The following is a 22,140-nucleotide window of genomic DNA, read 5'->3' as shown; positions in this document are numbered from 1 at the left end:
CCGCGCCGGGTCGCGGGCGTCGCTGTGTTTCAGCAGAATCCGACCCGGTTGTCGTCGCTGTCGTCCGCCGCGTGCACGGTGTGCAGGATCCAATCGCCCTTGGCATTGGATTTGGCGTGGTACAGCGTGGTGTCGGCGGCGTCGAGCAGCCATTCCGGGTCCCTGCCGACGATCGGGGTGATCACGGCGCCGATGCTGGCCGACATGGGCAGCCGGTGCCCGCCGACGACGATGGGGTCGGTCAGGGCGCCGCGTGCTCGGTTGGCGATCTCGGTGACCCGCTCGTTGCCGGCCGGGGGCGGCACCATGATCACGAACTCGTCGCCGCCGATCCGCGACACCATGCAGCCCATCCCGCAGAGATTGTCGAGCAGCCGGCGACCGACCGTGGCCAGGACCTGATCACCGGTTCCGTGCCCGTAGTGATCGTTGATCTCCTTGAACTGGTCGAGATCGGCGAAGCACAGTCCCATCCGGTCGTGGTCCCCGGCCGCGGCGATGGCCTCACTGAGTTTCTCGAGCAGATATCGGCGATTGGGGAGGCCGGTGAGCGCATCGTGCCGGGCCTGATAGTGCAGCTGCTCCTGCAGCTGATGCCGTTCGGTCATGTCCTCGCCGATCGCGAGCAGATAGTCCGGCTGGTCGGCGGCACCCTTGACATAGGTGATGGCGAAGGAGGCCCAGCCGACGCTGCCGTCGGCGCGCAGCAGTCGCCGCTCGATCCGGACGGTGCCCTCCCGGGCGGGGACCAGCTTGTCGTAGACCATCCGCCGGATCTCGTTCTGATCGTCGGGGTGCGCGAAGTCGTAGACCGAGATGCCGTGCAGCTCCTCGGGCGATACGCCGATCATCGTCGCCAGGTGGGGATTTGCTTCCAGCAGGGCGCCGTTGGTGTCGCCGACCGCGATGGCGATGGCCGCGTGATCGAAGACGATCCGGAAGCGCTTGTCGTACTCGGACTGAGTGGGGCGCTGCAGCGCCGAGGCATCGCGGTGTCCCTGACCGAGCGCGGCGAGCAGCGCTGCCAGGCGGGGGCCGCCCTCGGGATGTTCGCAGTGGTCGACCAGCCCGTAGAGGACCTGCGCGGAGGCGGCGGGCACGGAGGAATCGGTGAGCTGGGCACGTACCAGGGCAGCACCCACCCGCGAGCCGACGGCGTAGTCGAAGGTTGGAGCGTCAAGTCCCGCCCGTAGCTCGCGTAATAACTTGCTCAGCAGTGATAAGTCCACGTCGGTGTAGGGGGTGGAGCCGGCGAGAGGGGCCAAGGCGCGCCGCCACTGCTGCGCTAGTGCGGTGTACTCCAGGTCGTTCACTACAAATCCCCTGCCGGTTCGGGAGCCCGCTAGGTACGGGCGTCCGGTAGTGCCTCCTCCGGTACTGCTCTGTAAGCAACGCTAATGGTCGCTAGTGCAAAAGTACTGCACGGCGAAATTCTCACAAAAAGGAACACCTCTAGGCGAGATGATCCTCCACGAAGATCGAGGTGCCCTTGTACCGCGGACTCACGCACTGCCACACCCAGCTGGCCTGCACACACTGGTCCAGATCCGCGAGATACTCGGCGACCGCTTCGCTCAACTCGGCATCCGCGACATCCGCGCATCGCCGCAGCACCCGGGCCCGCAGCGTACGGAAATGGGTGAGCCGGTCACGGACCACGTCGGCGGCGCCGGTGACGGCATCGGACAGTGTCGCGCCGGGGGTGTTGAGCAGCAGGATCGGTACGAGATTGAAGTCCGAGCGGTCGACAATGCACTCCTTCTCGAAGGAGAACACATCGTTCATCAGCGCGCCGATCTCGGCGGTGAGGCGGATGAGAACCCGCACGTCCTCGTCGAGGCCGACGGCACGGATGCGGTCCCACGGCAGCACGACGCCGCGCGCGAAATCGCACAGGGCGATCGCGGGGTACATGCCGGAGATCTCGTTGCGGAGTGCGATGTAGTCGTCTACGCCGAGCAGGTCGCGGCGCGCGCTCGCGTTCTGATCGCGGATGGCCGGTCGCAGATGGTCGACGGTCAGGATCCGGAAGCTTCGTAACCAGGCCGGATCAGCCTGGTCGGCGAGCATCGAGAGGAATTCGGTGGTGGCGGTTTCGATGGGTCCGGGAGGGCTGGGGGCGGGCGGAGTACCTTCCGCCTCGGGTAAGGGCGGAATGTCCTCCGCCTCGAATAATCGGCACAGCCGATCGACCTCGTACAACGCCTGCGCCTGCTCCGCGGCGGACAGGTGGCCGAACTTCTCCCGGCCCACGGTATCGTTGAGCCAGAACAGGATCGCGTTGTAGATCCCGATCGTCACCATCCGCTCGACGGTGGTCGCCCGTGGATGCAGGTAGGGGGTCATGCTGTTGTAGTGGGCGCCACCGTGTTCCAGCCAGATGCCGTGCTCGCGGCAGAAGTCCTCGACCTGCGCGCAGGCCTGCTCACCGAACCGGTTCGGCGCGAAATCCCGGCAGTATTCGGCTATGTCACAGTCTTCGGTGCTGAACAGGGCGCGCAACGACCAGCGGTCCCCCCGGTCCAGAAGTTGCCGATAGTGCTCGTGCATCTCGGAAAGTTCTGCTTGCACCTGCGGCGTGTATTTCTGTGCCACAACAACTCTCCCGATCTACGAACGCAAGTGCCGGGCTCTTCCCGCGTCCCGGCCACTTTCGAGCAATGGTAGTCGACATCCCCGGTGTGGACCGGCGGACGTGACACCTGTCTCGGATATTTTTCAGCCGCCGGAGGTCACCCGGACCGGGAGATCGTCGGCCCAGGGCTGACTTTCGACCATATCCGCCACCCGGACGGTGCCGCGCTCGAATTCGCCGGTCGCGGCGTCGACGAGCCGATAGGACTGGGTCTGCCGGTGGATCGGCTGTGCGTCGAGCAGGACCACGCGCACCTCGCCGGGCTCGAACCTGCACCGCTGCTGCAGTGCCGCGATGAGTTGTTCGTTGTGCATATGCCCGTCACCGAAGTTCCAGCCGACCGCGGTACTGCAGATCCGCTCCCCGTCGGTGATGGTGTACTCGTCTTCGCGGCCCGCGGGCATGGCGCGGTGCACGAGCGTGTACAGCGCGCGACCGTGGGTGTTCATGGCGCGGAAGGCATAGCCGAGATACATCAGGATCTCGGCACGATCCCCGTAGAAGCGCTGCATCTGAGCCTGCGGCATGCTCGCGATCGCGACGATGTTCTCCCCGATCTTCTGCGCTGCCGACGGCTTGACACACCACACGGTGGTGTCCCAGTTGCCCGCGTAGTAGCGCATCCCGGGCAGGAACGAGATCCGTGCAGGCATCAGATTGCCCGCGATCACGATCGCCACCGGGACCACGAACAACAGCGCAGGCCACCACGGGTGCACCGCGTCGGTCAATCCGATATCGGAGTAGGACACGAACAGCACGCCCAATCCGAACATCATGAACACGTTCCACTCCAGCGGCACCCCCATCGGGATGGCGGTCAGGATCGCGAGGTGCAGGCACAGCATGAGCACCGCGGCTACCACGGTCAGCCATCCGCCACGGGAGAAGAACAGCACCACCGGAATACACAACTCGACCGCGGTGGCGCTGTGCGCGACGATGCGCGACAACGGCCCCGGACGCAGATCCTCGGGAAACTTCGCGAAGAACCGGCGCTTGAGCCAGCGCGGCCGCACGATCGGGCTGTTGGACATCATGGTGGAGACCACGAAAGGGAAGTGCCGGTTCAACTTCGAGGTGGCCGCACCCATCCAGATGACGACGAACACGAGCTTGGCGCCGAGCACGATATCGGCTCCGGTGAACAGGAAGGCCACCGCCAGCGGTGCATAGACCTCACCGCGCGCGGCCAGGAAGATCACCTTGTCCCGCAGTCCGAGCACGGCCAGCACCGCGAGGATCAGCCAGATCTGCCAAGCCGGCAGGACGCCGACCGAGGTGTCGAGGGCCGGTATCGGCCCGGTGCCGTCGGAGCACAACGCCCATACCAGCGCCACCAGCAGCACCGCATACAGCGCGATATCGATCGGTGTGCGATTGGTGCCGCGCGTCAGTGGGATCTGTCGAGGCCAGGGTGGGAGCCGAATCGTACCGGGGCGCAACCAATACAGGATCGACCCCATCGGCGGGAAGTACCGGTTGTTGAGCGGTCCGAACCCACAGCCGAGGCCGAGCACCTCGAACAACAGGGTGAACAGCACGGCCTTTTCGAACACGATCGGTTCCGACCACCAGCTGCCGACATCGGTGAATCCGTCGATACCACTGGTGGTGAGCGCGAACAGCCAGATCGCGAGGATGTAGAGCAGGATCTTCACGACATAGAACAGGTGCATCACCACCGGCGTGCCGAATCCGACCTCGGCCCAGTGCCGGGCCATCAGCCTGATGCGCTCGCTACGCCCGCTACCGGCCCACTGCTGCATGTCCACTACCGGCAGCTCCGGCTGCAGGAACCCCATCTGTTTCTCCGTTCTCCGCGGATTCGGACGCGTCTGGCATCAGGACGCCAGGGCCGCCGTGTTCTTCTCGTCTCCCGCGGAGACGGTGATGTCGTGCCCGATCGGATCGTCGACCGCGTCGAGATCGTCGGCGGGAATCGTCGCCAGGAATCGGCTGCCGTCGGCGTGCAGCCGTCCGACCAGTACACCGATCCGTGGTTCGAAGGCGCGGCGCACCGTGTAGGTCTCGATCCTGGCCGAGCCCTCGGCTCGGGACCGGAACGCGATACCTGGCGCTGCGTCGACGGTGCGCTGCAGCTGTGCGCTGCTGTCGGGCACCCAGTTGGCCTGCGCGGTCGAGTACACGCCCACCGAGTATTTGCTCATGATGCCGCCGTTGGCTCCGACCAGTCCGAACGCACCCGGGTCGTCCCGCATGCGGGCGACGGTCTCGGCGATGGCGTGCATCGAGTAGTTGTTACCGGGACCGCCGAAGAACGGCAGCCCGCCGGTAACGGTCAGCCCGCGCGGGTCGTCGGTGGCCAGTCCGGTGCCCTCGCAGAAGTTGAACACCGGGACCGGGAAGCAGCTGTAGAGATCGAAGGTCGCGACGTCGGCGAGCCTGATATCGGCCACCCGCAACGCTTCCCGCGTGGCCATCGCTGCGGTTGGCGCGGTGCCGAGGTCGTCGCGTTCGAGCAGCGAACGCTCCGCGAGGTCGGCGTGGCCGCGTAGGTAGACCCATTTCTCCGCCGGGACGCCGAGACGACGCGCGGCAGCCACCGACATCACGACCGCCGCAGCGCCCATGTTGACCAGATCCCGTGCCACCATCAACCGGGGGTACGGGTCGCAGATCATCCGGTTGTCCGCGGTGACGGTGGCCAACTCCTCGGCGGAGCGGACGACGGGTGCGGCCGCCAGCGGATTTTTCGCGGCCACGCAGGTGAAGGGCGCGAACAGCTCCGCCATCTGCCGGCGGTATTCGTCCGGGCTCGCTCCCAGCCGGGCCCGGCGCGCATTCTCCAGCAGCGCGTACTGGGTCGGCGCGCCCATGACCGAATGGCGGACCTGGTTGGAGTCGATGAACGATTCGAATCCGAAACCGCGGTCCTCGAGCTGCCCCGTGGCGTGTTCGGTGAAGTCGGGTTTGTCGGCGCGACCGGCGTAGTGGCGTTCGGTCGATATCGCATCCGAGCCGGTGATCAGCACCGACTCCAGCTCTCCGGCGGCGATCGCGGTCGCGAATTCGGTGATCAGATGCTGTGGCCCCTGCCCACCGACCACCTCGAGCACCGCACGCGCCGGATCGATGTCCAATCGCCGCGCCACCGAGCGTGGGTAGTTGTCCGAGCGGCCCAGCGGCGTAGGCACCGGTGCCGAGATCTCGAATTGGCGGATTCCGGCGATCACCTCGATCGACGCCGCCACACCGGCGAATCGCGCCCCGGTGTCCTCGAGCGCGTTGCGTGCAGCCGCGGCGGCCAGCTCGACCGAGGACAACTGCAGGTATCCGGGCCCGTCGATGCTGTCCGAAATCTGCCCCACACCGACGATTACCGGTGTCCGTGGATCAATCAACGCAAACCGCCTCGCACCTGCTGCCGATACGTCCGTACCGAGGACATCTGTCCAGACATAACACTTAACATATGTCCAGATCGACGTCAGGAGAACCTCTCGGTTGCTCGCCGCTACCGCTACGGTCACGTCATGAACACCGATCTCGTCCTCGTCGACAAGCCCCGCCCGCAGGTAGCACTCGTCACCTTGAACCGGCCCGAACGTATGAATTCGATGGCGTTCGACCTGATGTTGCCGCTGCGGGCGGCGATCGAGGAGATCAAGCACGACAATTCCGTGCGGGCGGTCGTCCTGACCGGGGCCGGACGCGGATTCTGCTCGGGCGCCGATCAGAAGGCCGCGGGCGCCCTTCCCCATCTGGACGGATTGACCGCGCCCACCAAAGCCTTGCGTTCGATGGAGGTTCTCGACGAGGTCATCCTGTCCTTTCGCCGCCTGAACCAGCCGATCATCGCTGCGGTCAACGGCCCCGCCATCGGCGGCGGACTGTGTCTGGCGCTCGCCGCCGATATCCGGGTGGCGAGCGATGAAGCCTACTTCCGGGCCGCCGGAATCAACAACGGCCTCACCGCCAGCGAACTGGGGCTGTCGTATCTGCTCCCCCGGGCCGTCGGCACCTCCCGTGCCTTCGAAATGATGCTCACCGGGGGCGATATCGACGCCCAGCAGGCAGAACGCATCGGGCTGGTGTCGCATTGCGTGGCGGCCGACCGGCTCCTCGACTACTGCTACGACATCGCAGAGCGCATCGCGACCTTCTCCCGGCCCGGAATCGAACTGACCAAGCGAACGCTGTGGAGCGGCCTCGACGCGTCCTCACTGGAAGGGCATATGCAGGCAGAAGGGCTGGGGCAGTTGTACATTCGCCTGCTGACCGACAACTTCGAAGAGGCGGTGGCAGCGCGCACGGAAGGCCGCCCGGCGGTATTCCGCGATCAGCGGTAGGCCCGGGCGATCGCCCGGCAACCCGCGCGGCCCGCACCTGCCGCCGACCGGTTCGGACCGCTCCGGCACGATGAGACCGCTGGGTCTGCCGGCAGATGCGTGTGCGACGCTGGTTGCGCAGTACGGACCAGGGGTGAGTGGCGATGTACGACAGCAGCATAGTGCGGGCCTGGTGGCACGACCGGGTCGATTACCGCTGGCTGGTGCACACCCTGGCGGCCCGGTCCGTGCTGGGACCGTTGAAGGCACTGATCGGTACCGCGGGCGCAGTGATCGCGGTGATGGGTGCCGTGATCGCGGGCTCACCGGTGGGGCCGCCGGGCCACCCCGGGATCGCCTCGAGCATCGGAATAGCGGCCGGGACCCTGTGGGCCTTGCGCTGGTGGCTGCTGCGCTGGCCGAGCAGCACCGAATCGGTGGTCCTGATCGGGTGCGCCGATGTGCTGTTCACCGCGGAATTCCTGCAGGTGCCGGATCGGCTGTTCGCGGCGATGGGCACGGTACTGCTCGTGGTCACCGGATGCTACCTGGGCTACTTCCACAGCGCGCGGGTCCTCGCGGCACATTCGGCGTGGTCACTGGTGGCGGTGATCGTGTTCTCGGTGCGCATCGTCACCGGTGGTGGCGATATCCGGATGGCACTCGCGGTCGGACTGCTGCTGTTCGTCTCGGTGGTCAGCGCATTGCCGGCGTTGCAGATCCTCTACTGGTTGCTGCGCACCGAGTCGCTGTCGGACCCCCTGACCGAACTGCTGAACCGGCGCGGCCTGGAGACCAGGTTGCCGCCCCTGGTCGAGCAGTATCCCGCAGTCTGTGTGATGACCTTCGATCTGGACCGGTTCAAGAACGTCAACGACACCTGGGGGCATCGGGTCGGTGACACCGTGCTGGTACGGACCGCGCGGCGGTTGCGCGAGGCCGCCGGGGACGCGGCCGTGGTGGCACGCACCGGCGGCGAGGAATTCGTGGTGGCCGCGCCCATCGCCGGTGACGCCGCACGCTCGGAGGCCGAGCGGCTGCGCCTGGCGGTAGCCGAAACGCCGGAAACCGCGGTCGAGGTCACCGCGAGCGTCGGCGTCGCCGTCTACGACGCGACGGTCAGCCCCGGAACTCCCCGGCCCACCACGGACCGGTTACTGCAGTCCGCCGACGCTGCCATGTACCGGGCCAAACAGTCGGGCGGCAATCTGGTGGTGCTCGACGAACTGACCCCGCCGCCGGACCGTCCCACCTGAGGCTCGCACCGAAACCTGCGGATTTAAGCATAATCGCTTAAACTCCCGGCCGGGTGCACCGTGGCCGCACCGCCGGGGTACGCCCCGCAATCCCCACGAATGTCGCAGGAGTCGAAATGAGCGGTCTGTCAGGGAAAGTAGCGCTGGTCACCGGCGCATCCTCCGGCCTGGGCGCAAGCGTCGCGCAGTTGTTCGCCGAGCGCGGCGCCTCGGTGTTCGGCGTAGCGCGCGACCGGGACCGGTTGTCACAGACCTTCGAACAGGTGGAGCGTGGCCGGTTCACGGTTGCCGACATTTCGGGTTCGGCCGCCTGTGGGTCGGTGGTGGACCAGTGCGTGGCGGAATTCGGCCGGCTCGATATTCTCGTGAACGTCGCCGGCGCACACACCATGCGGCATACCACCGACGTCACCGACGCGGAGTGGGAATACGATCTGGCGGTTAATCTCAACGCACCGTTCTATCTGTGCCGGGCCGCGATCCCACACCTACTCGAGACAGCCGGGAATATCGTCAATGTCGCCTCGATCGCCGGGACCGAAGGACAGGCCTATTCCGCGGGATACTGCGCAGCCAAGCACGGTCTGATCGGACTGACCCGAGCGCTCGCGGTGGAATACACCACGAAACAGATCCGGGTGAATGCGGTGTGCCCGGGTGGAATGCTCACCCCACAGGTCACCGATTTCTCGATGCCCGAAGGCGCGGATCCGAATCTCATCATGCGTATCGCCGCACTGCGCGGAATGAACGAGCCCCGCGATGTCGCCGGCGTCATCGCATTCCTGGCGAGTGCGGATGCCGCGGCCGTGCACGGCGCGGTCTACGCGGCCGACAACGGGAAGACCGCCGGGTGACCGGCGGTGCCGAGACGACGCCCGCCGACTTCGGACCGATCACCCAAACAGCTTGGGTGACTACGGATATCGAGGCCACCGAACGGCTGCTCAGCAGGTTCGGTGCGGGGACGTGGACCCGGCTGCCGGATACTCGATTCGGTCCGGACGTGTGTAGTTACCGCGGCGCACCAGCCGATTTCAGCGCCCATATCTCACTGTCCTATCTCGGAGATATGCAACTGGAACTCATCGAACCCGTGCGCGGCACCAGTATCTATACCGAATTCCTCGAACGGGGCGGTCCGGGCCTGCACCATATCTGTTTCGAGCCCGTGGATTTCGACGACGCCGTCGCGAATGCGAATACCAATGGACTGCGGGTGATCCAGAACGGCACGGTCGGCACCGCCATGCGTTATGCCTATCTCGACGGCGCGGCCGCGGGGGTGCCGTATCTCGAGATCGCCGAGATCGGCGCCGATATGCGCGCCTTCTACGAATACGTGAAATCACGATGAGTCGCAGCGCTCGCGCCCGGGCCGAGATCCTGGATGCGGCAGAACAATTGATCGCCGAGCGCGGTATGCGAGTGCCGCTGCGCGACATCGCACTCGCAGCGGGACAGCGAAACAATTCGGCGGTCAATTACCACTTCCGGAACCGGCAGGAGCTGATCGATGCGGTGATCGACCGGCGCCTGCGGCCGATGGAGATAGAGCGCGCCGAGATGCTCTCGGTACTCGACGACGCGACCCGTGGCGATGTCACCGCCCTGCTTCGCATTCTGGTGGTGCCGTTGACCAGGGTGGACAGCGAGCACTACGCCCGGTTCCTGCAAGCGGCAGCACTGCATCTGCCGACCGACCTGGAAGGGACGCAGGGCGCGGTATGGCCGCGGGTACTGGAAGATCTCACCCGGTCCGTGCCCACCAGCGACCCGAACGCCGTGCGTCGCCGGGTCACGGCGGTGGGCACCGCGATGTTCGCCCTACTCGCCGAACGAGAACGTAAGGCGCACACCGACGGCTCCGAGCCCGAGTCGCCGGAGGAGATCGTCGCCATGCTGACCGGCATGCTCACCGCGCCGGTGCCCTGAACCACATCGTCGGTGGCCACCGGAGCCTCGAATTAGCTATGCATAAGCTATCAACTTCCGATGCTCCAAAACCCCAGCAGCAACACCGATCACGTGCATGTCAACGGCATACTGGCATCCGAGACAGGACACCACCCGGCTATGGAAGTGACCACCGACATCGCCGCACGATCGTCCGCCATCCGAACGGAAATCACTTCCCACCAGGAGACCTGCGCGAATACCGACAGCAGTGCAGCAAACACACCCGGACACCTGATGCCCGGTTCGTCCCCCGAATGGTTGCCGCGAACCGAGAGTCATAGCTACAGTTGAATTTGCTACAAAGATGCTGGAGTTCGGTTCTCCGGCATCCGTTTCAGCCTCCGTATCGCCCGACGCAGCACCCGCACCGGCGCCCGGACCGCCCCCGGTTCACGGCCCGAGCGCGGTCGACCTCGAGGATGGAATACACATGACTTTCGTGGCCCTCGGATATCTCCGCAAAGACGTGTCCCGCCAGCAGCAACGCTGGGACGAGGCGCAGATACGCTCGCTGGCAAGGCGTTTGGGCTACAACCTGCAGAAGACGGTGGTGGCGGGCAGTCGCACCGACGATCCCATCGGCGTTCTGATGAACGTGGTGGCGCAGGTGGACGCCGAAGCGGTTATCGTGCCCACCGTGGCACATTTCGACGAATGTACCGTCCCGGCCGAACTGGTCGAGATCACCGATGTCATCACCGTGGTTCCGGAACGCACCTTCGCGCGCTGGCCGGACGGGAAACTCTCCCACCACTACTGACCGTTCCGGTCTAGTCCTTGCGGGCCACCCCCGCATAGAACTGGACGCGCCGATCCATATCGTCGGGCGGTTCGGTGCCGTCGGGCCGCCAACGATGAGGTGTGGTCAACCCCGGCTCGACCCAGGTCAACTCCTCGAAGAATCGGGCGAACTCCGCACGGGTCCGGATCCGTCCCGGCATTCCGGACTCGTGATACACCCGCTGCACCTCCGCCATCTCCGGCCCCAGATCCGGCGTCGCATGGGTCATGACCAGATACGATCCGGCGGGCACTGCGGCCATCACCTGCGCGACGACCCCGTACGGGTCGTACTGATCCTCGACGAAATGCATGACGGCGATCAGTGACACCGCCACCGGCCGGGTGAGATCCAGGGTATCCCTCAGTTCACGAGCGCCGAGAATGGTATCCGGTTGCCGCACATCGGCATTGACGTAGGTGGTACGGCCTTCGGGGGTGCCGGCCATCAGCGCCCGGGCATGGGTGAGGACCAGTGGATCGTTGTCGGTGTAGACCACCCGCGCGTCCGGGGCGATCGACTGCACCACCTGATGCAGATTGGGTTCGGTCGGAATACCGGTGCCGATGTCGAGGAACTGCCGAATACCTTGCGTGGCGAGGTGGCGGCCGGCGCGCAGCATGAATTCGCGATTCTGCCGCGCCGTCAGCCTGACGGTCGGGAACACGCTCTCCGAACGTGCCCCGGCGATGCGGTCGGCCTCGTAGTTGTCGCGACCGCCGAGCCACCAGTCGTAAACGCGTGCGGTGTGGGCGACCTCCGGGTGAAACTCCACAGTGACACACTGTAGCCACCGATCCGCCGAGTCGAAAGATCGTCGAGTGCAATGGGATCGGACCGGAACCCCCTCATGCCAGGCCGGTGCCACCGATCGTCTCCGGCTGCGGAGGCGCGACCTGCGGGCCCGGCAGGGCCGGATCGGCACCCAGGCCCTTCGCCACCGCCGCGGCGCGAATCGCGTTGACCACCAGCAGAAGTGCGCTCCTGCGCGCGGAATTCGTACGGTAGGCCAGCGATACCGTGCGGGTCAGCACATCACCGAGGCCGACGATATCCACGCCGGGAGGTCTCAAGACCAGGCCGAGATCCGACACCAGCGTCACCCCCAGTCCCGCGGCGACCATCGCCATCGCGGTCGCCTGTTCCTCGACCTCGTGATCGATGCGCGGGCGCAACCCCGCGGACTGAAATGCCAACCGGACCGCATGCCCGAAATGGGAGCGCGCAGGCGCCAGGATCCACGGGTGCTCGGACAGCTCCGCCAGGGTCGCACCGGCAGCCGGAACCGCCCCGGCGGGGACGGCGGCATAGAGCCGCTCCACCCCGATGATCGCGCGCTCGAGACCGCGATCCCAGGTCATCGGGTAGTTCGAGTAGTCGAGGACGAACGACAGATCGAGTGACCCGTCCCGGACCGCCATCGCGGTCGCCTCCGGGGCGAGCTCACGGGTGCGCACCAGGATGCCCGGATGGGTGCGCGCCAGGGCGGTGAGCGCATCCGGAAGCAGGCCCGAGGCGACCGAGGCCCACACTCCGGCGGTCAGCTTCGCCGTCATCGACTCGCCCGATTCCTCGAGCGCCTGGGTCGCCCGCTCCACCGATGCCAGGATCTCCTCGGCGTGCTCGGCCAGCAGTACCCCGCGGTCGGTCAGCTGCAGCCGCCGGCCACGGCGTTCGAACAGCCGGACGCCGACATCGCGTTCCAGCTGCGCCAGTTGTTGCGACACCGCCGACGCCGTGTAGTGCAGAGCCAGCGCGGCGGCGGTGATCGTGCCCCGACGATGCAATTCGCGCAGCATGCGCAGACGTGCCAGCGACAGCTCCATGACATGAGCTTATTCGTTGCCCGAGGTTGTGCACGAACGCTGAACACTGCAGTGAACGAACCGTAAATAGACGCACTACCTGGTACGCAGGCAGGCTTATGGCATCCAACTCGAGAGGAGGCAGTTCGCCGTGACGACCATGCAGAACCCGGCCGGCAGCACCCCGGCGTCGACCGCGCAGACCGCTGCGACCATTCCCCCGGCCGCCCCGCTGGCACCCGTTCGTCGCAGCGAACCGTATCTTCGCCTGCAGTGGACCGATGCCGCCACCGGCGCGGTCGGCTACCTCGTCGTACACACCCTGCGTGGCGGTCTGGCCACCGGCGGTACCCGGATGCGGGCCGGGTGCACCGTCAGCGAGGTGGAGGACCTGGCCCGGGGGATGGCTGCCAAGACCGCCACGTTCGACCTGCCGATCGGCGGCGCGAAGGGCGGTATCGATTTCGACCCCAAGGATCCGCGAGCCGTGGAGGTGCTGGAACGCTTCTGCGAGGCGATGCGCCCGTGGATCGACGCGCACTGGGTCACCGCGGAGGACCTGGGCGTGCCCCAGCACCGGATCGACGAGGTCTTCGGCAAGCTCGGGCTCGGCCAGAGCTACCACGCGGCGATTCGCCGCGCACCGGACCCGGCCGCCACCCTCGCCCGGGTCCGCGCCGGACTCGATGCCGCGGTCGAGGGCGGTTTCCTGCTCGGGGACGTGATCGGCGGATACGGCGTCGCACACGCCTGCCTCGCGGCGGCCGTCTCCTGGGGCCGGGTGCCCGCCGACACCACCGTCGCCATCCAGGGCGTGGGCACCATGGGCGGCTCGGCCGCCTACTACCTGCACGAAGCCGGAATGAAGGTCACCACGGTCGCCGATGCCGCGGGCACGCTGTACTGCGCGGACGGCCTCGATATCCCCGCGCTGCTCGACCTGCGTGACGGATTCGGCGAGATCGACCGGACCCGGCTGCCCGAGGGCATCGAGCAGTTGCCGCGCACCGCGGTGCTGTCCGCCGACGTCGACATCCTGGTCCCGGCCGCGATCTCCTACGCCCTCACACCCGACAACTCGTTCGACGTGCGGGCGCGCATCGTGGTGGAAGCCGCGAACGCCGCCACGACCCCCGAGGCGGAGGCCATGCTGGCCGCGCGCGGCATCGCGGTGTTGCCGGACTTCGTGGCCAACGCCGGGGCGGTCGCCTGGGCGTGGTGGCTGCTGCTCGGCGAGGTCGACGAGAACCCCGACACCTCGTTCGACCGGCTGCGCAGCGTGATGCACTCCAAGGTCGCCCGGCTGCTGGCGGCGTGGTCCGAGCGGAACGTCCCCCCGCGGGAATCCGCGCAACGGTGGGCCGACGACCCGGCACCGGTCACCGCGACCGTCGTCATTCCCTGAGCGGGGCCCGCTCACCGATTTCCCGTTTCGGCTCTGGTCCTGCGGCATCGCGCCGCAGGACCAGAGCCGTATATGCGCACAGCACCGCCATCCCCGCGAAGACGATGCACATCACCACGTCGTGATCACCGGATTCGCCACCGACGGCGGGCGTCGCGATCGCCAGGATCGTCGACCCGACCCCGCATGCCACGAGGCCGCCCCGAAAGACCTGCGTACTCCGCTCACGCAGCGCACGGGCCAGGAACATCGTGGCGACACCGGCCAACCAGATCACCATCCCGATCCCGAACACAACGTCCATCTCGTCTCCTACCTTTCACGCGCCGGGCCCGGGGTGAATCCGGTTGCGCCCGAACAACTTCGTCGTCGCGTGTCAAATTATGGCCGAACCGGGGCCCGGAGTCCGCATCCGCGCGAAACGGCCTGCTATCGTCGGAATCGGACCCGAGTCGAGGAGACACACATGGTGGGTGAACTCGTCATCTCCGGATAAATCCGGAAGTCAGGCCACCGGTGAGCGCATACGGCGCCGCCGATGTGGCCATGTCGTCGTTCCCCCGTTCTCGGTGGCGTCGCCACCCTGACTTTCGAGGTCTCATCATGTCCGACGCTTGTCTCGTCGTATCGAATCTGTCGTTCACCTGGCCCGACGACACCCCGGTATTCCGGGATCTGTCGTTCAGCGTGCCCGCCGGACGTACCGGCCTGGTCGCCCCCAACGGCACCGGAAAGACCACACTGCTCCGCCTGATCGCCGGTGAGCTGACACCGGGCGCCGGCAGCGTGACCGTCGCCGGAACATTGGGCTACCTGCCGCAGAATCTGCCGTTGACCGGCGACCTCACGGTCGCAGAGGTACTCGGTATCGCCCCGGTCCTGGCAGCACTGACCGCCGTGGAATCCGGTGACACCGACGAAGCGCACTTCACCACCATCGGCACCGACTGGGATATCGAGGAACGCACCCGCGCACAGCTGGATCGCCTCGGTCTCGCAGCGCTGAGCTTCGACCGGCAACTGCACACGCTCAGCGGCGGGCAGATCGTCTCGCTCGGCCTGGCCGGCCAATTGTTGCGCCGCCCCGACGTGCTACTACTCGACGAACCCACCAACAACCTCGACCTCGCCGCCCGGCACCGGCTCTACGACGTTCTCACCGACTGGAAGGGCTGCCTACTGCTGGTCAGCCACGATCGCGCCCTGCTGGACCGCACCGAACGGATCGCCGAACTCCACCATGGCGAGATCCGGTACTACGGCGGAAATTTCAGCGACTACGAAGCGGCCGTCCGCGCCGAACGTGCGGTGGCGGAGAAGAATATCCGCACCGCCGAACAGGAGGTGAAACGGGAGAAACGCGAACTCCAGCAGGCTCGCGAACGGGCCGCGCGGCGCGCGAGTAACGCCCAGCGCACCCTGGGTAACGCCGGCCTGCCGAAAATCTTCGCGGGCACCATGAAGCGCAACGCCCAGCAGTCGGCCGGGCGCGCGAACGAAACCCACGCTGCCCGAGTGGATGCCGCCGAGAATCGCCTGGCCGACGCCGGCCGGTCCCTGCGCGACGACCAGCGAATCGTGCTGAATCTCCCGGACACCGAGGTCCCGGCCGGACGCACCCTGTTCGGCTGTGCGCAGGTCCGCTACCGGCTCGGCGCGCGTGAACTGTTCACCGCGCCGGGCATCGACCTGACCGTTCGCGGGCCCGAACGGATCGCGTTGACCGGCCCCAACGGCGCCGGAAAGTCCACACTGCTCCGGATCATCGCCGGTGAGCTGTCCCCCGGCAGCGGCACCGTCACCCGCGCCGACGGACGCATCGCCTATCTGTCCCAGCGACTCGACCTGCTCGATCCGCACCGCACGGTCGCGGAGAATCTGGCCGACACCGCCCCGCATCTGCCGACCGCGCAGCGGATGAACCTGCTGGCACGCTTCCTGTTCCGCGGGCCGCGGGCACACCTACCGGCCGCAGTACTGTCGGGAGGTGAACGGCTGCGAGCCACCCTCGCCTGTGTGCTGTACGGCGAACCGGCACCGCATCTGCTGCTACTCGACGAGCCGACCAACAACCTCGACCTGGTGAGTATCGGACAACTGGTCGGCGCCCTGGACGCCTACCGAGGTGCGATCGTGGTGGTCAGCCACGACGAGCGTTTCCTCGACGAGTTGCGGGTGCAGCGCCGGTTACAGCTACAGGACGGCTGCCTGATCGACGTCCGATCCGAATCCGACGGCGACGACGGGGCGAAATAGACGACGGCCCGCCGCCCGGAATCCGGGTGGCGGGCCGTCGCCGGCTCGATCGGCTACTTCACCGCGACCGTCATCGAGAACCGCTGGGCCGGATTGGCCCGATCCCACGGACGCACCGACACCAGTTCCAGATGCGTGCTTCCGGCCTTGGCGGCGGTGAAGGTCCACACACTGGTGCCGGGCGAACCCGGCATCATGGTGCCGGGCCGGAACACCGGGTCGCCCTCCTGAGCGAGGACACCACGGTCGATCTGACCGATCTCCCACACGTAGCCGGTGCTCGGAGTGTCGGGCAGCGCCACGGCCAGTTCCTCACCGACCGACAGGTTCGTGGTCCCTCCGTTGCCATCTGTTCCGACGATGACCGGCTCCGATACCGCGTGCACGGCGGGGGGTGCCGGCACCGGATCGGCCACGGCGACCGCATTCGCCCCACCGGCCAACGCCAGTCCGAGCACAACCATCAGCAAAGGTGTACGCACCGCATTCCTTCCATTTTCAAACGGGCGCTCACACCCTACAGTCGTGTTCACGCACGCAACGCCAAACCACCATAGGCGCCGGACATTTCGGGGTGCTCGCCGACGTCGCCCGGATTCTCCGGCCGCCACAACGGCAGATGAACCAGTCCCGGTTCCAGCAAGGACCAGTCATGGAAGAATCCCTCGATATGGTTCTTGTCGCGCAGCACGATCTCGGTGGAAGTGCGACCCGACAGCTTCTGCGCCTCCAGCACCTCGGCCGGCTGGCCGTCCGCGGTGGCGTGGGTGATCGCGAGATAGCTGCCCGGTGCCACGGCCTGCTGCAACCGCGCCACACACCCTGCCGGGTCGGCCGCGTCCGGCACGAAATGCAGGACCCCCAGCAACAGGACCGCGATCGGGCGGTCGAAGTCGAGCACCCTGCGCACCACCGGGTTCGCCAGAATGGTGTCGGTATCGGCCATATCCGCCTGGATCACCGCAGCGCCCGGATTACCTTCCAGAATCGCCTGGCTGTGTGCGACCGCCACCGGATCGATATCGACGTAGATCACGCGCGCATGCGGGTCCCGCGCCTGCGCCACCTCGTGCACATTGCCGACGGTCGGAATACCCGATCCCAGGTCCAGGAACTGCGTGATTCCGGCGTCGATCAGATAGCGAACACAGCGGCGCAGCAGGTCTCGGTTGGCCCGCATCGTCTCGGCGACCTCGGGAGTGAACGATTCGATCTGCCGCGCCAGCGTGCGGTCGATTTCGAAGTTGTGCATCCCGCCCACGAAATAGTCGTAAACCCTGGATGCGCTGGGTTTATCCAGATCGATTCCCTCGGGTGCCCAACTCGGCCTGGTCATCTCAACCTCCTGTGGCGTGCGCAAACAAAAATTGCCCGCCGGAAGGGCAAGCCACGCAATCGTATTCGACCGGTGTTCGAAACTCCCGCGGTTCACACGAAGTACACGCCCCCGCTACGATCATCCCCATGGCGTGGGATGGATCCGAGAACGGTCCGCACGCCGACCTGGCGCACCGATGGGCGACGGCGCTCGGCGGCGGTGCCCGAGATCATGTCGTGCCGATGAGTGGGCGCGAGGCCCATCACCTGCTCCTCGGCCTCGCCGGCGATCTCCTCGCCGCCGTCGATTCCGAGGGCACCGACCACATCCGGGAACTGGGTGGCGACCTGGCCCGCGCGCATTTCGTCGGCGACGAGGTACTCGGCCGCACCATGACGGTGCTGGCCACCTATTTCACCGAACGCGATGTCGCCTCGGGCCGGGCCGCGGAACTGATCGGCGCGTTCGCCTCGGGGTATGTGCGCGAGTTCCGGGCCTGGTTACTCAGCGAACAGGAGAGTCTGCGCAGCGCCGACATGGCGGCACGCAGCATGGTGGAGGAACAATTGCGCGGCAGTGAACCCCGGCTGCGGGCGGTGTTCTCCCAGGCCGGGATCGGGACCGGTCTTTCGGATATGTCGGGCCGGATCATCGAGGTCAACGACGCGTTCGCGGCCATGCTCGGTTACGAACCCCAGCAGATGTACGAACTCGGTGTCACCGATCTGACCCATCCGGACGACCCGCCCGGTATGTGGGAACTCTACGACGGGGTGTTGCGTGGCGAACACGAGCACGCCCAGATGGAGAAGGCATACCGGCATCGGGACGGCAGCACGGTCTGGACGAATATCAACGTCGCATTGATCCGGGACGACCAGGGCGAGCCGCAGTACACCCTCATCCTCGTCGAGGACATCTCCGAACAACGTGAACTGCGGGAGCGGCTCAGCTACCGCGCCCACCACGACCCGCTGACCGGACTCGCCAACCGCTCCCGCTTCTTCGATGCGCTCACCGAGGCGTTCACCGATCCCAGCGCACGCGTCGGCCTCTGCTACGTCGACCTCGATCATTTCAAGGCCGTCAACGACACCTTCGGTCACGCCATCGGCGACGAACTGCTGACCCGCGCGGCCTCACGGCTGTGTGCCTGTGCGGGCGGGGAGAACAATCTGGTGGCGCGCATGGGCGGAGACGAGTTCGTCATCCTGGTCCCGCGCACCCGGCGCCGCCGTGAACTGATCGATCTGGCCGGTACCGTGCTGGACGCATTCACGGTCCCGTTCGACATCGACGGGCACCGGCTGCGGATCGGAGTGAGCATCGGTGTCATCTCCGAGCAGGCCGCCGAGACCACCACCGAGGAGCTGCTGCAGGCCGCCGACTCGACCATGTACTGGGCCAAAACCGACGGCCGCGGCCGCTACGCGGTCTTCGATCACAGCCGGCGTCGCCGTGAGCACACCCGCGCCGAACTCCTGGCGGATCTGCCGGGCGCGCTGGCCCGCGGGGAATTCTTCCTCGACTATCAGCCGATCGTGGATCTGGCCGATCACCGTCCGGTCGCGGTGGAGGCGCTGGTGCGCTGGCATCATCCACAGCTGGGCATCCTCAGTCCGGCCCGCTTCATCGACCTCGCCGAGAACGGCGGCCACATCATCGCTCTGGGCACGGTGGTCCTGGAACAGGCATGCCGGGAAGGCAGGCGGTGGTGCGATCGCTTCGGCGAACACGCCCCGGTCGTCAGCGTCAACGTCTCCGCCGAGGAAGTGGCCGATCCCGCCTGGCTGGAACGAGTGCAGAAAGTGGTGGCCGACACCGGGATCGCACCGGACAAGCTACAACTCGAGCTCACCGAGCGCACCTTCATGCACGCCATCGGACGCCCCCTGCAGGCGCTGCACACGCTCGCCGAATCCGGAATCCGCATCGCCATCGACGATTTCGGCACCGGCTACTCCAACCTCGCCTATCTCGGCCAGCTGCCGCTGCATGTGGTGAAGCTGGCCGGACCGTTCATCCACCGAATCCGCAACGCGGGCACCATCGGCCGCAGCGATCTGCTGATCCTGGAGACGATCATCGACCTCAGCCACGACCTGGGTCTGAGTGTCACCGCCGAATGTGTGGAGACCCGGCACCAGGCCGACCGGCTGCTCGGATTGCGCTGCGACACAGCCCAGGGCTGGTACTTCCATCACCCGGTCCATGCCGATGTCATCGCCGATGTACTCGAATCCGAGCTGGCCGAGCCGGCCGCACTACCCGCCGAATCCCCGATTCTGCCGCCCATGCCACCCGGCATCTGACCGGCGAAGCGAGGTGGGGCAGCCGGATTCGGCTGCCCCACCTCGCTGTTCGGCTGTCTCAGTGTGCGGTTCCACCGGTGGCGGCGGTCCGACCGTGCTTCATGACCAACGCGCCGACCAGAGCGACCACCGCGGCGCCGGCCGCGAAATAGAAGCCCAGTTCGTACCCCTTGTCACCGAACAGCGAATCGAGCTTCTCGGTGGCTTGATGTTTCCCCATGACCGCGATGTCGGCATGGATCGGATTCGCGCTGAGGAACGCGGTACCCACGGCCAGCCCGATCGCCGTACCCATCGACTGCATGACGCCGAGCATGCCCGCACTCACGCCCTGCTGTTCGGCCGGCACGCCCTCCACGATCAGGTTCGGTGTCGACGCGTAGTACATGCCGAATGCTACGCCGTAGACCGCACTCACCACCGCGATCGCCACCCAGCCGTGGTCGGTGACCGCGAAGGCGATCGCGCACAGCACCATGACCGTCAGCGCGGTGATCAGCGGAAGGCGGGCGCCGGAACGGCGGATCCACAGCCCGGCAAGGAATCCCACGATCATGCCGATGATCGATTGGACCAGCGAGACGTGTGTCGCGAACTGGAACAGGCTGAAACCGTCACCGTAGGTGTAGACCGGGTCGAGCGTGACCTGCACCGCCTCGGGCGGCAGCTTCATGCCGAACTGCTCCTGCGCCTGCTGGAGCACGCCCTGGGTGACCATTCCCTTCGTCTCCTCGGCCGACGGTGTCTGCGTCATGTAGCCGACCGCGTAGGCATGGAAGCCGATCATGAACGAGGCCAGCAGCGCGATCCCGAGAACGAGGCTCACCCGCGGCGCGGCCAGCAGCTTGATGTCGATGATCGGGTTCTTCACCCGGGATTCCACGATCGGGAACAACACCAGCAGCAGCAGGCCGACGACCAGCCAGGCCAGGCTGCTCGGCTTCAGCCAATGCCACTCCTGCCCCTTGTCCAGGTAGATCAGGGTCAGTGTCGCGCCCGCGGCCAGCAGTACCGCCCCCAGGACGTCGAGTCGCTGCGGTGTACGCAGTTTCGACTCCGGGACGAATGCGGCCACCAGCGGCAGCATGATCAGGGTGAAAGCGAACACGAACCAGAAGATGGCGCGCCAATCGAAGGTGTCGACGACGAAGCCGCCGATCAGCGGTCCGGCGACGGCGGCGAAGCCCAGCCCGGTCGCGGAGATGCCCAGTCCGATCGGAACGTACTTGCGCGGCATCAGGTCCCGGATCAGGCCGTAGGAGATCACGGTGGTGGCGATGGCGGTCGCCTGCAGGCCACGGCCGATCAGAAACAGCCACCAGTTGCTGGTCAGCGCACAGATCACGCAGCCGATCACCGACAGCACACCGCATGCCAGGAATATGAGCTTCTTGCCCCAGATGTCACTCATCTTGCCGAGCAACGGTGACGCCGCCGCACCGATGACACCGAAAATGATGACGATCCAGTTGACGTTGGCGCCCTGCGCGGGGAAGGTCGGCGCGATATCGCGCACTGCTGCGGAAACCATCACATACTGCAGCGGCGCGACCTCGGTGAACAGGACGATCAACGCGAGCACTGCGAAGATGCGGAACTTCGAGGCACCGTCGAGCCGGCCGGTCGTATCGACCGGTTCCGGTTGTCTGGCGTCTTCGACAGAGGTGGACATGGGGCGTCCTCCGGGTGAGATGAACAAGATGAGTGAACCGTGTCACACCGTTTCTCGCCGCTATATGTGAAAACCCGGTGAGTGGGATTAGGGTGGCCAATCCACTCGGCATCCGGCACCACGGCAGGGCAGAATGCTGGAATGCTCACGGTGTACTACGGCTTGTTCTCACTTCTCGTCGTCGGCGAACGACTGGGGCACATCTTCGGATTCTGAAGGGGCGCAGCGCATTGCCGATCGGCACTCACCACGCGCCGGCGCTGCACTCCGCATCCTCCGCACCTACCCGCCGCCCCGGAACGACGCCCGTCCCCATGGGCATCGAGGCCGGTCTTCGAACGGCGGACTACTCCCCGTCCTGCGTCTGTGCGACTCTCAGGACACACATGTTTAGATGCTTATATGCCCATTTCCTCCTGCGCTGCGATGCGAAAGAAGTGCGGGCCGGT

19 protein-coding genes are annotated in these 22,140 nt (G+C 66.4%); 9 read left to right on the top strand and 10 right to left on the bottom strand.

Annotated elements, in window-relative coordinates:
- Window positions 1-29: 29 nt before the first annotated feature.
- From NV2_RS25360 to NV2_RS25345, 4 genes are all read right to left on the bottom strand, one after another.
- Window positions 30-1,313 carry a sensor domain-containing diguanylate cyclase gene (locus NV2_RS25360; RefSeq protein ID WP_067879531.1) on the bottom strand — a complete coding sequence of 428 codons (1,284 nt, stop codon included), beginning with the start codon at window positions 1,311-1,313 and terminating at the stop codon, window positions 30-32.
- Between the two features lie 139 nt (window positions 1,314-1,452).
- The gene (locus NV2_RS25355) at window positions 1,453-2,595 is read right to left on the bottom strand and encodes a terpene synthase family protein (protein WP_245662775.1); all 1,143 of its coding nucleotides are present in this window, start codon (window positions 2,593-2,595) and stop codon (window positions 1,453-1,455) included.
- Between the two features lie 123 nt (window positions 2,596-2,718).
- Window positions 2,719-4,440 carry a DUF3556 domain-containing protein gene (locus NV2_RS25350; RefSeq protein WP_067879525.1) on the bottom strand — a complete coding sequence of 574 codons (1,722 nt, stop codon included), beginning with the start codon at window positions 4,438-4,440 and terminating at the stop codon, window positions 2,719-2,721.
- Between the two features lie 39 nt (window positions 4,441-4,479).
- Window positions 4,480-6,000: an acetyl-CoA acetyltransferase gene (locus NV2_RS25345; protein ID WP_067879522.1), complete on the bottom strand. Its 1,521-nt coding sequence runs from the start codon at window positions 5,998-6,000 to the stop codon at window positions 4,480-4,482.
- A gap of 132 nt (window positions 6,001-6,132) precedes the next feature.
- On the opposite strand from NV2_RS25345, the gene NV2_RS25340 reads away from it, so the two are divergent.
- The 6 genes from NV2_RS25340 to NV2_RS25310 all read left to right on the top strand — a co-directional run bounded on the left by NV2_RS25340 (window position 6,133) and on the right by NV2_RS25310 (window position 10,902).
- Window positions 6,133-6,948 (top strand): enoyl-CoA hydratase, encoded by an 816-nt coding sequence (locus NV2_RS25340; RefSeq protein WP_067879518.1) that lies wholly within the window; start codon window positions 6,133-6,135, stop codon window positions 6,946-6,948.
- A gap of 143 nt (window positions 6,949-7,091) precedes the next feature.
- Entirely contained in the window at window positions 7,092-8,183 is a 1,092-nt protein-coding gene (locus tag NV2_RS25335) for a GGDEF domain-containing protein (RefSeq protein WP_067879515.1), read from the top strand.
- Window positions 8,184-8,299: 116 nt separating this feature from the next.
- The gene (locus NV2_RS25330; RefSeq protein ID WP_067879512.1) at window positions 8,300-9,040 is read left to right on the top strand and encodes an SDR family NAD(P)-dependent oxidoreductase; all 741 of its coding nucleotides are present in this window, start codon (window positions 8,300-8,302) and stop codon (window positions 9,038-9,040) included.
- Window positions 9,037-9,540: a VOC family protein gene (locus tag NV2_RS25325; RefSeq protein ID WP_067879510.1), complete on the top strand. Its 504-nt coding sequence runs from the start codon at window positions 9,037-9,039 to the stop codon at window positions 9,538-9,540. The genes NV2_RS25330 and NV2_RS25325 overlap by 4 nt, the downstream gene beginning before the upstream one ends.
- Window positions 9,537-10,118 (top strand): TetR/AcrR family transcriptional regulator, encoded by a 582-nt coding sequence (locus NV2_RS25320; protein WP_067879507.1) that lies wholly within the window; start codon window positions 9,537-9,539, stop codon window positions 10,116-10,118. Before NV2_RS25325 ends, NV2_RS25320 begins: the two co-directional genes overlap by 4 nt.
- A gap of 454 nt (window positions 10,119-10,572) precedes the next feature.
- On the top strand, window positions 10,573-10,902 hold the full coding sequence (locus NV2_RS25310) for a hypothetical protein (protein ID WP_067879638.1): 330 nt from the start codon (window positions 10,573-10,575) through the stop codon (window positions 10,900-10,902).
- Window positions 10,903-10,912: 10 nt separating this feature from the next.
- On the opposite strand, the gene NV2_RS25305 is transcribed toward NV2_RS25310, so the two are convergent.
- Both NV2_RS25305 and NV2_RS25300 read right to left on the bottom strand, forming a co-directional pair.
- Window positions 10,913-11,698: an SAM-dependent methyltransferase gene (locus NV2_RS25305; RefSeq protein WP_067879500.1), complete on the bottom strand. Its 786-nt coding sequence runs from the start codon at window positions 11,696-11,698 to the stop codon at window positions 10,913-10,915.
- 73 nt (window positions 11,699-11,771) lie between these two features.
- Window positions 11,772-12,749, bottom strand: coding sequence for a LysR family transcriptional regulator (locus NV2_RS25300; protein WP_067879498.1), 978 nt, complete (start codon window positions 12,747-12,749; stop codon window positions 11,772-11,774).
- Between the two features lie 139 nt (window positions 12,750-12,888).
- On the opposite strand from NV2_RS25300, the gene NV2_RS25295 reads away from it, so the two are divergent.
- Window positions 12,889-14,133 carry a Glu/Leu/Phe/Val dehydrogenase dimerization domain-containing protein gene (locus NV2_RS25295; protein ID WP_084475436.1) on the top strand — a complete coding sequence of 415 codons (1,245 nt, stop codon included), beginning with the start codon at window positions 12,889-12,891 and terminating at the stop codon, window positions 14,131-14,133.
- On the opposite strand, the gene NV2_RS25290 is transcribed toward NV2_RS25295, so the two are convergent.
- Window positions 14,123-14,437: a hypothetical protein gene (locus tag NV2_RS25290; RefSeq protein ID WP_067879494.1), complete on the bottom strand. Its 315-nt coding sequence runs from the start codon at window positions 14,435-14,437 to the stop codon at window positions 14,123-14,125. The genes NV2_RS25295 and NV2_RS25290 overlap by 11 nt on opposite strands.
- Window positions 14,438-14,736: 299 nt before the next feature.
- Here NV2_RS25290 and NV2_RS25285 point away from each other — a divergent pair, with 299 nt between their 5' ends.
- Window positions 14,737-16,389 (top strand): ABC-F family ATP-binding cassette domain-containing protein, encoded by a 1,653-nt coding sequence (locus NV2_RS25285; protein WP_067879492.1) that lies wholly within the window; start codon window positions 14,737-14,739, stop codon window positions 16,387-16,389.
- Window positions 16,390-16,442: 53 nt separating this feature from the next.
- Here NV2_RS25285 and NV2_RS25280 read toward each other — a convergent pair whose 3' ends face one another.
- Entirely contained in the window at window positions 16,443-16,871 is a 429-nt protein-coding gene (locus NV2_RS25280) for a protease inhibitor I42 family protein (protein ID WP_157103085.1), read from the bottom strand.
- Between the two features lie 47 nt (window positions 16,872-16,918).
- Complete coding sequence (locus tag NV2_RS25275) at window positions 16,919-17,725, bottom strand: SAM-dependent methyltransferase (RefSeq protein WP_067879486.1); 807 nt, start codon at window positions 17,723-17,725, stop codon at window positions 16,919-16,921.
- A gap of 128 nt (window positions 17,726-17,853) precedes the next feature.
- Here NV2_RS25275 and NV2_RS25270 point away from each other — a divergent pair, with 128 nt between their 5' ends.
- Window positions 17,854-20,019 (top strand): putative bifunctional diguanylate cyclase/phosphodiesterase, encoded by a 2,166-nt coding sequence (locus NV2_RS25270; RefSeq protein ID WP_084475434.1) that lies wholly within the window; start codon window positions 17,854-17,856, stop codon window positions 20,017-20,019.
- Between the two features lie 58 nt (window positions 20,020-20,077).
- Here NV2_RS25270 and NV2_RS25265 read toward each other — a convergent pair whose 3' ends face one another.
- Window positions 20,078-21,691, bottom strand: coding sequence for an MFS transporter (locus tag NV2_RS25265; protein ID WP_067879483.1), 1,614 nt, complete (start codon window positions 21,689-21,691; stop codon window positions 20,078-20,080).
- Between the last annotated feature and the right edge of the window lie 449 nt (window positions 21,692-22,140).

It is taken from the genome of Nocardia vermiculata NBRC 100427 (genome assembly GCF_001613265.1).
Taxonomy (GTDB): domain Bacteria; phylum Actinomycetota; class Actinomycetes; order Mycobacteriales; family Mycobacteriaceae; genus Nocardia; species Nocardia vermiculata.
Note: the sequence above shows the minus strand (reverse complement) of the source record. Positions and strands in the feature narration are given on the sequence as shown.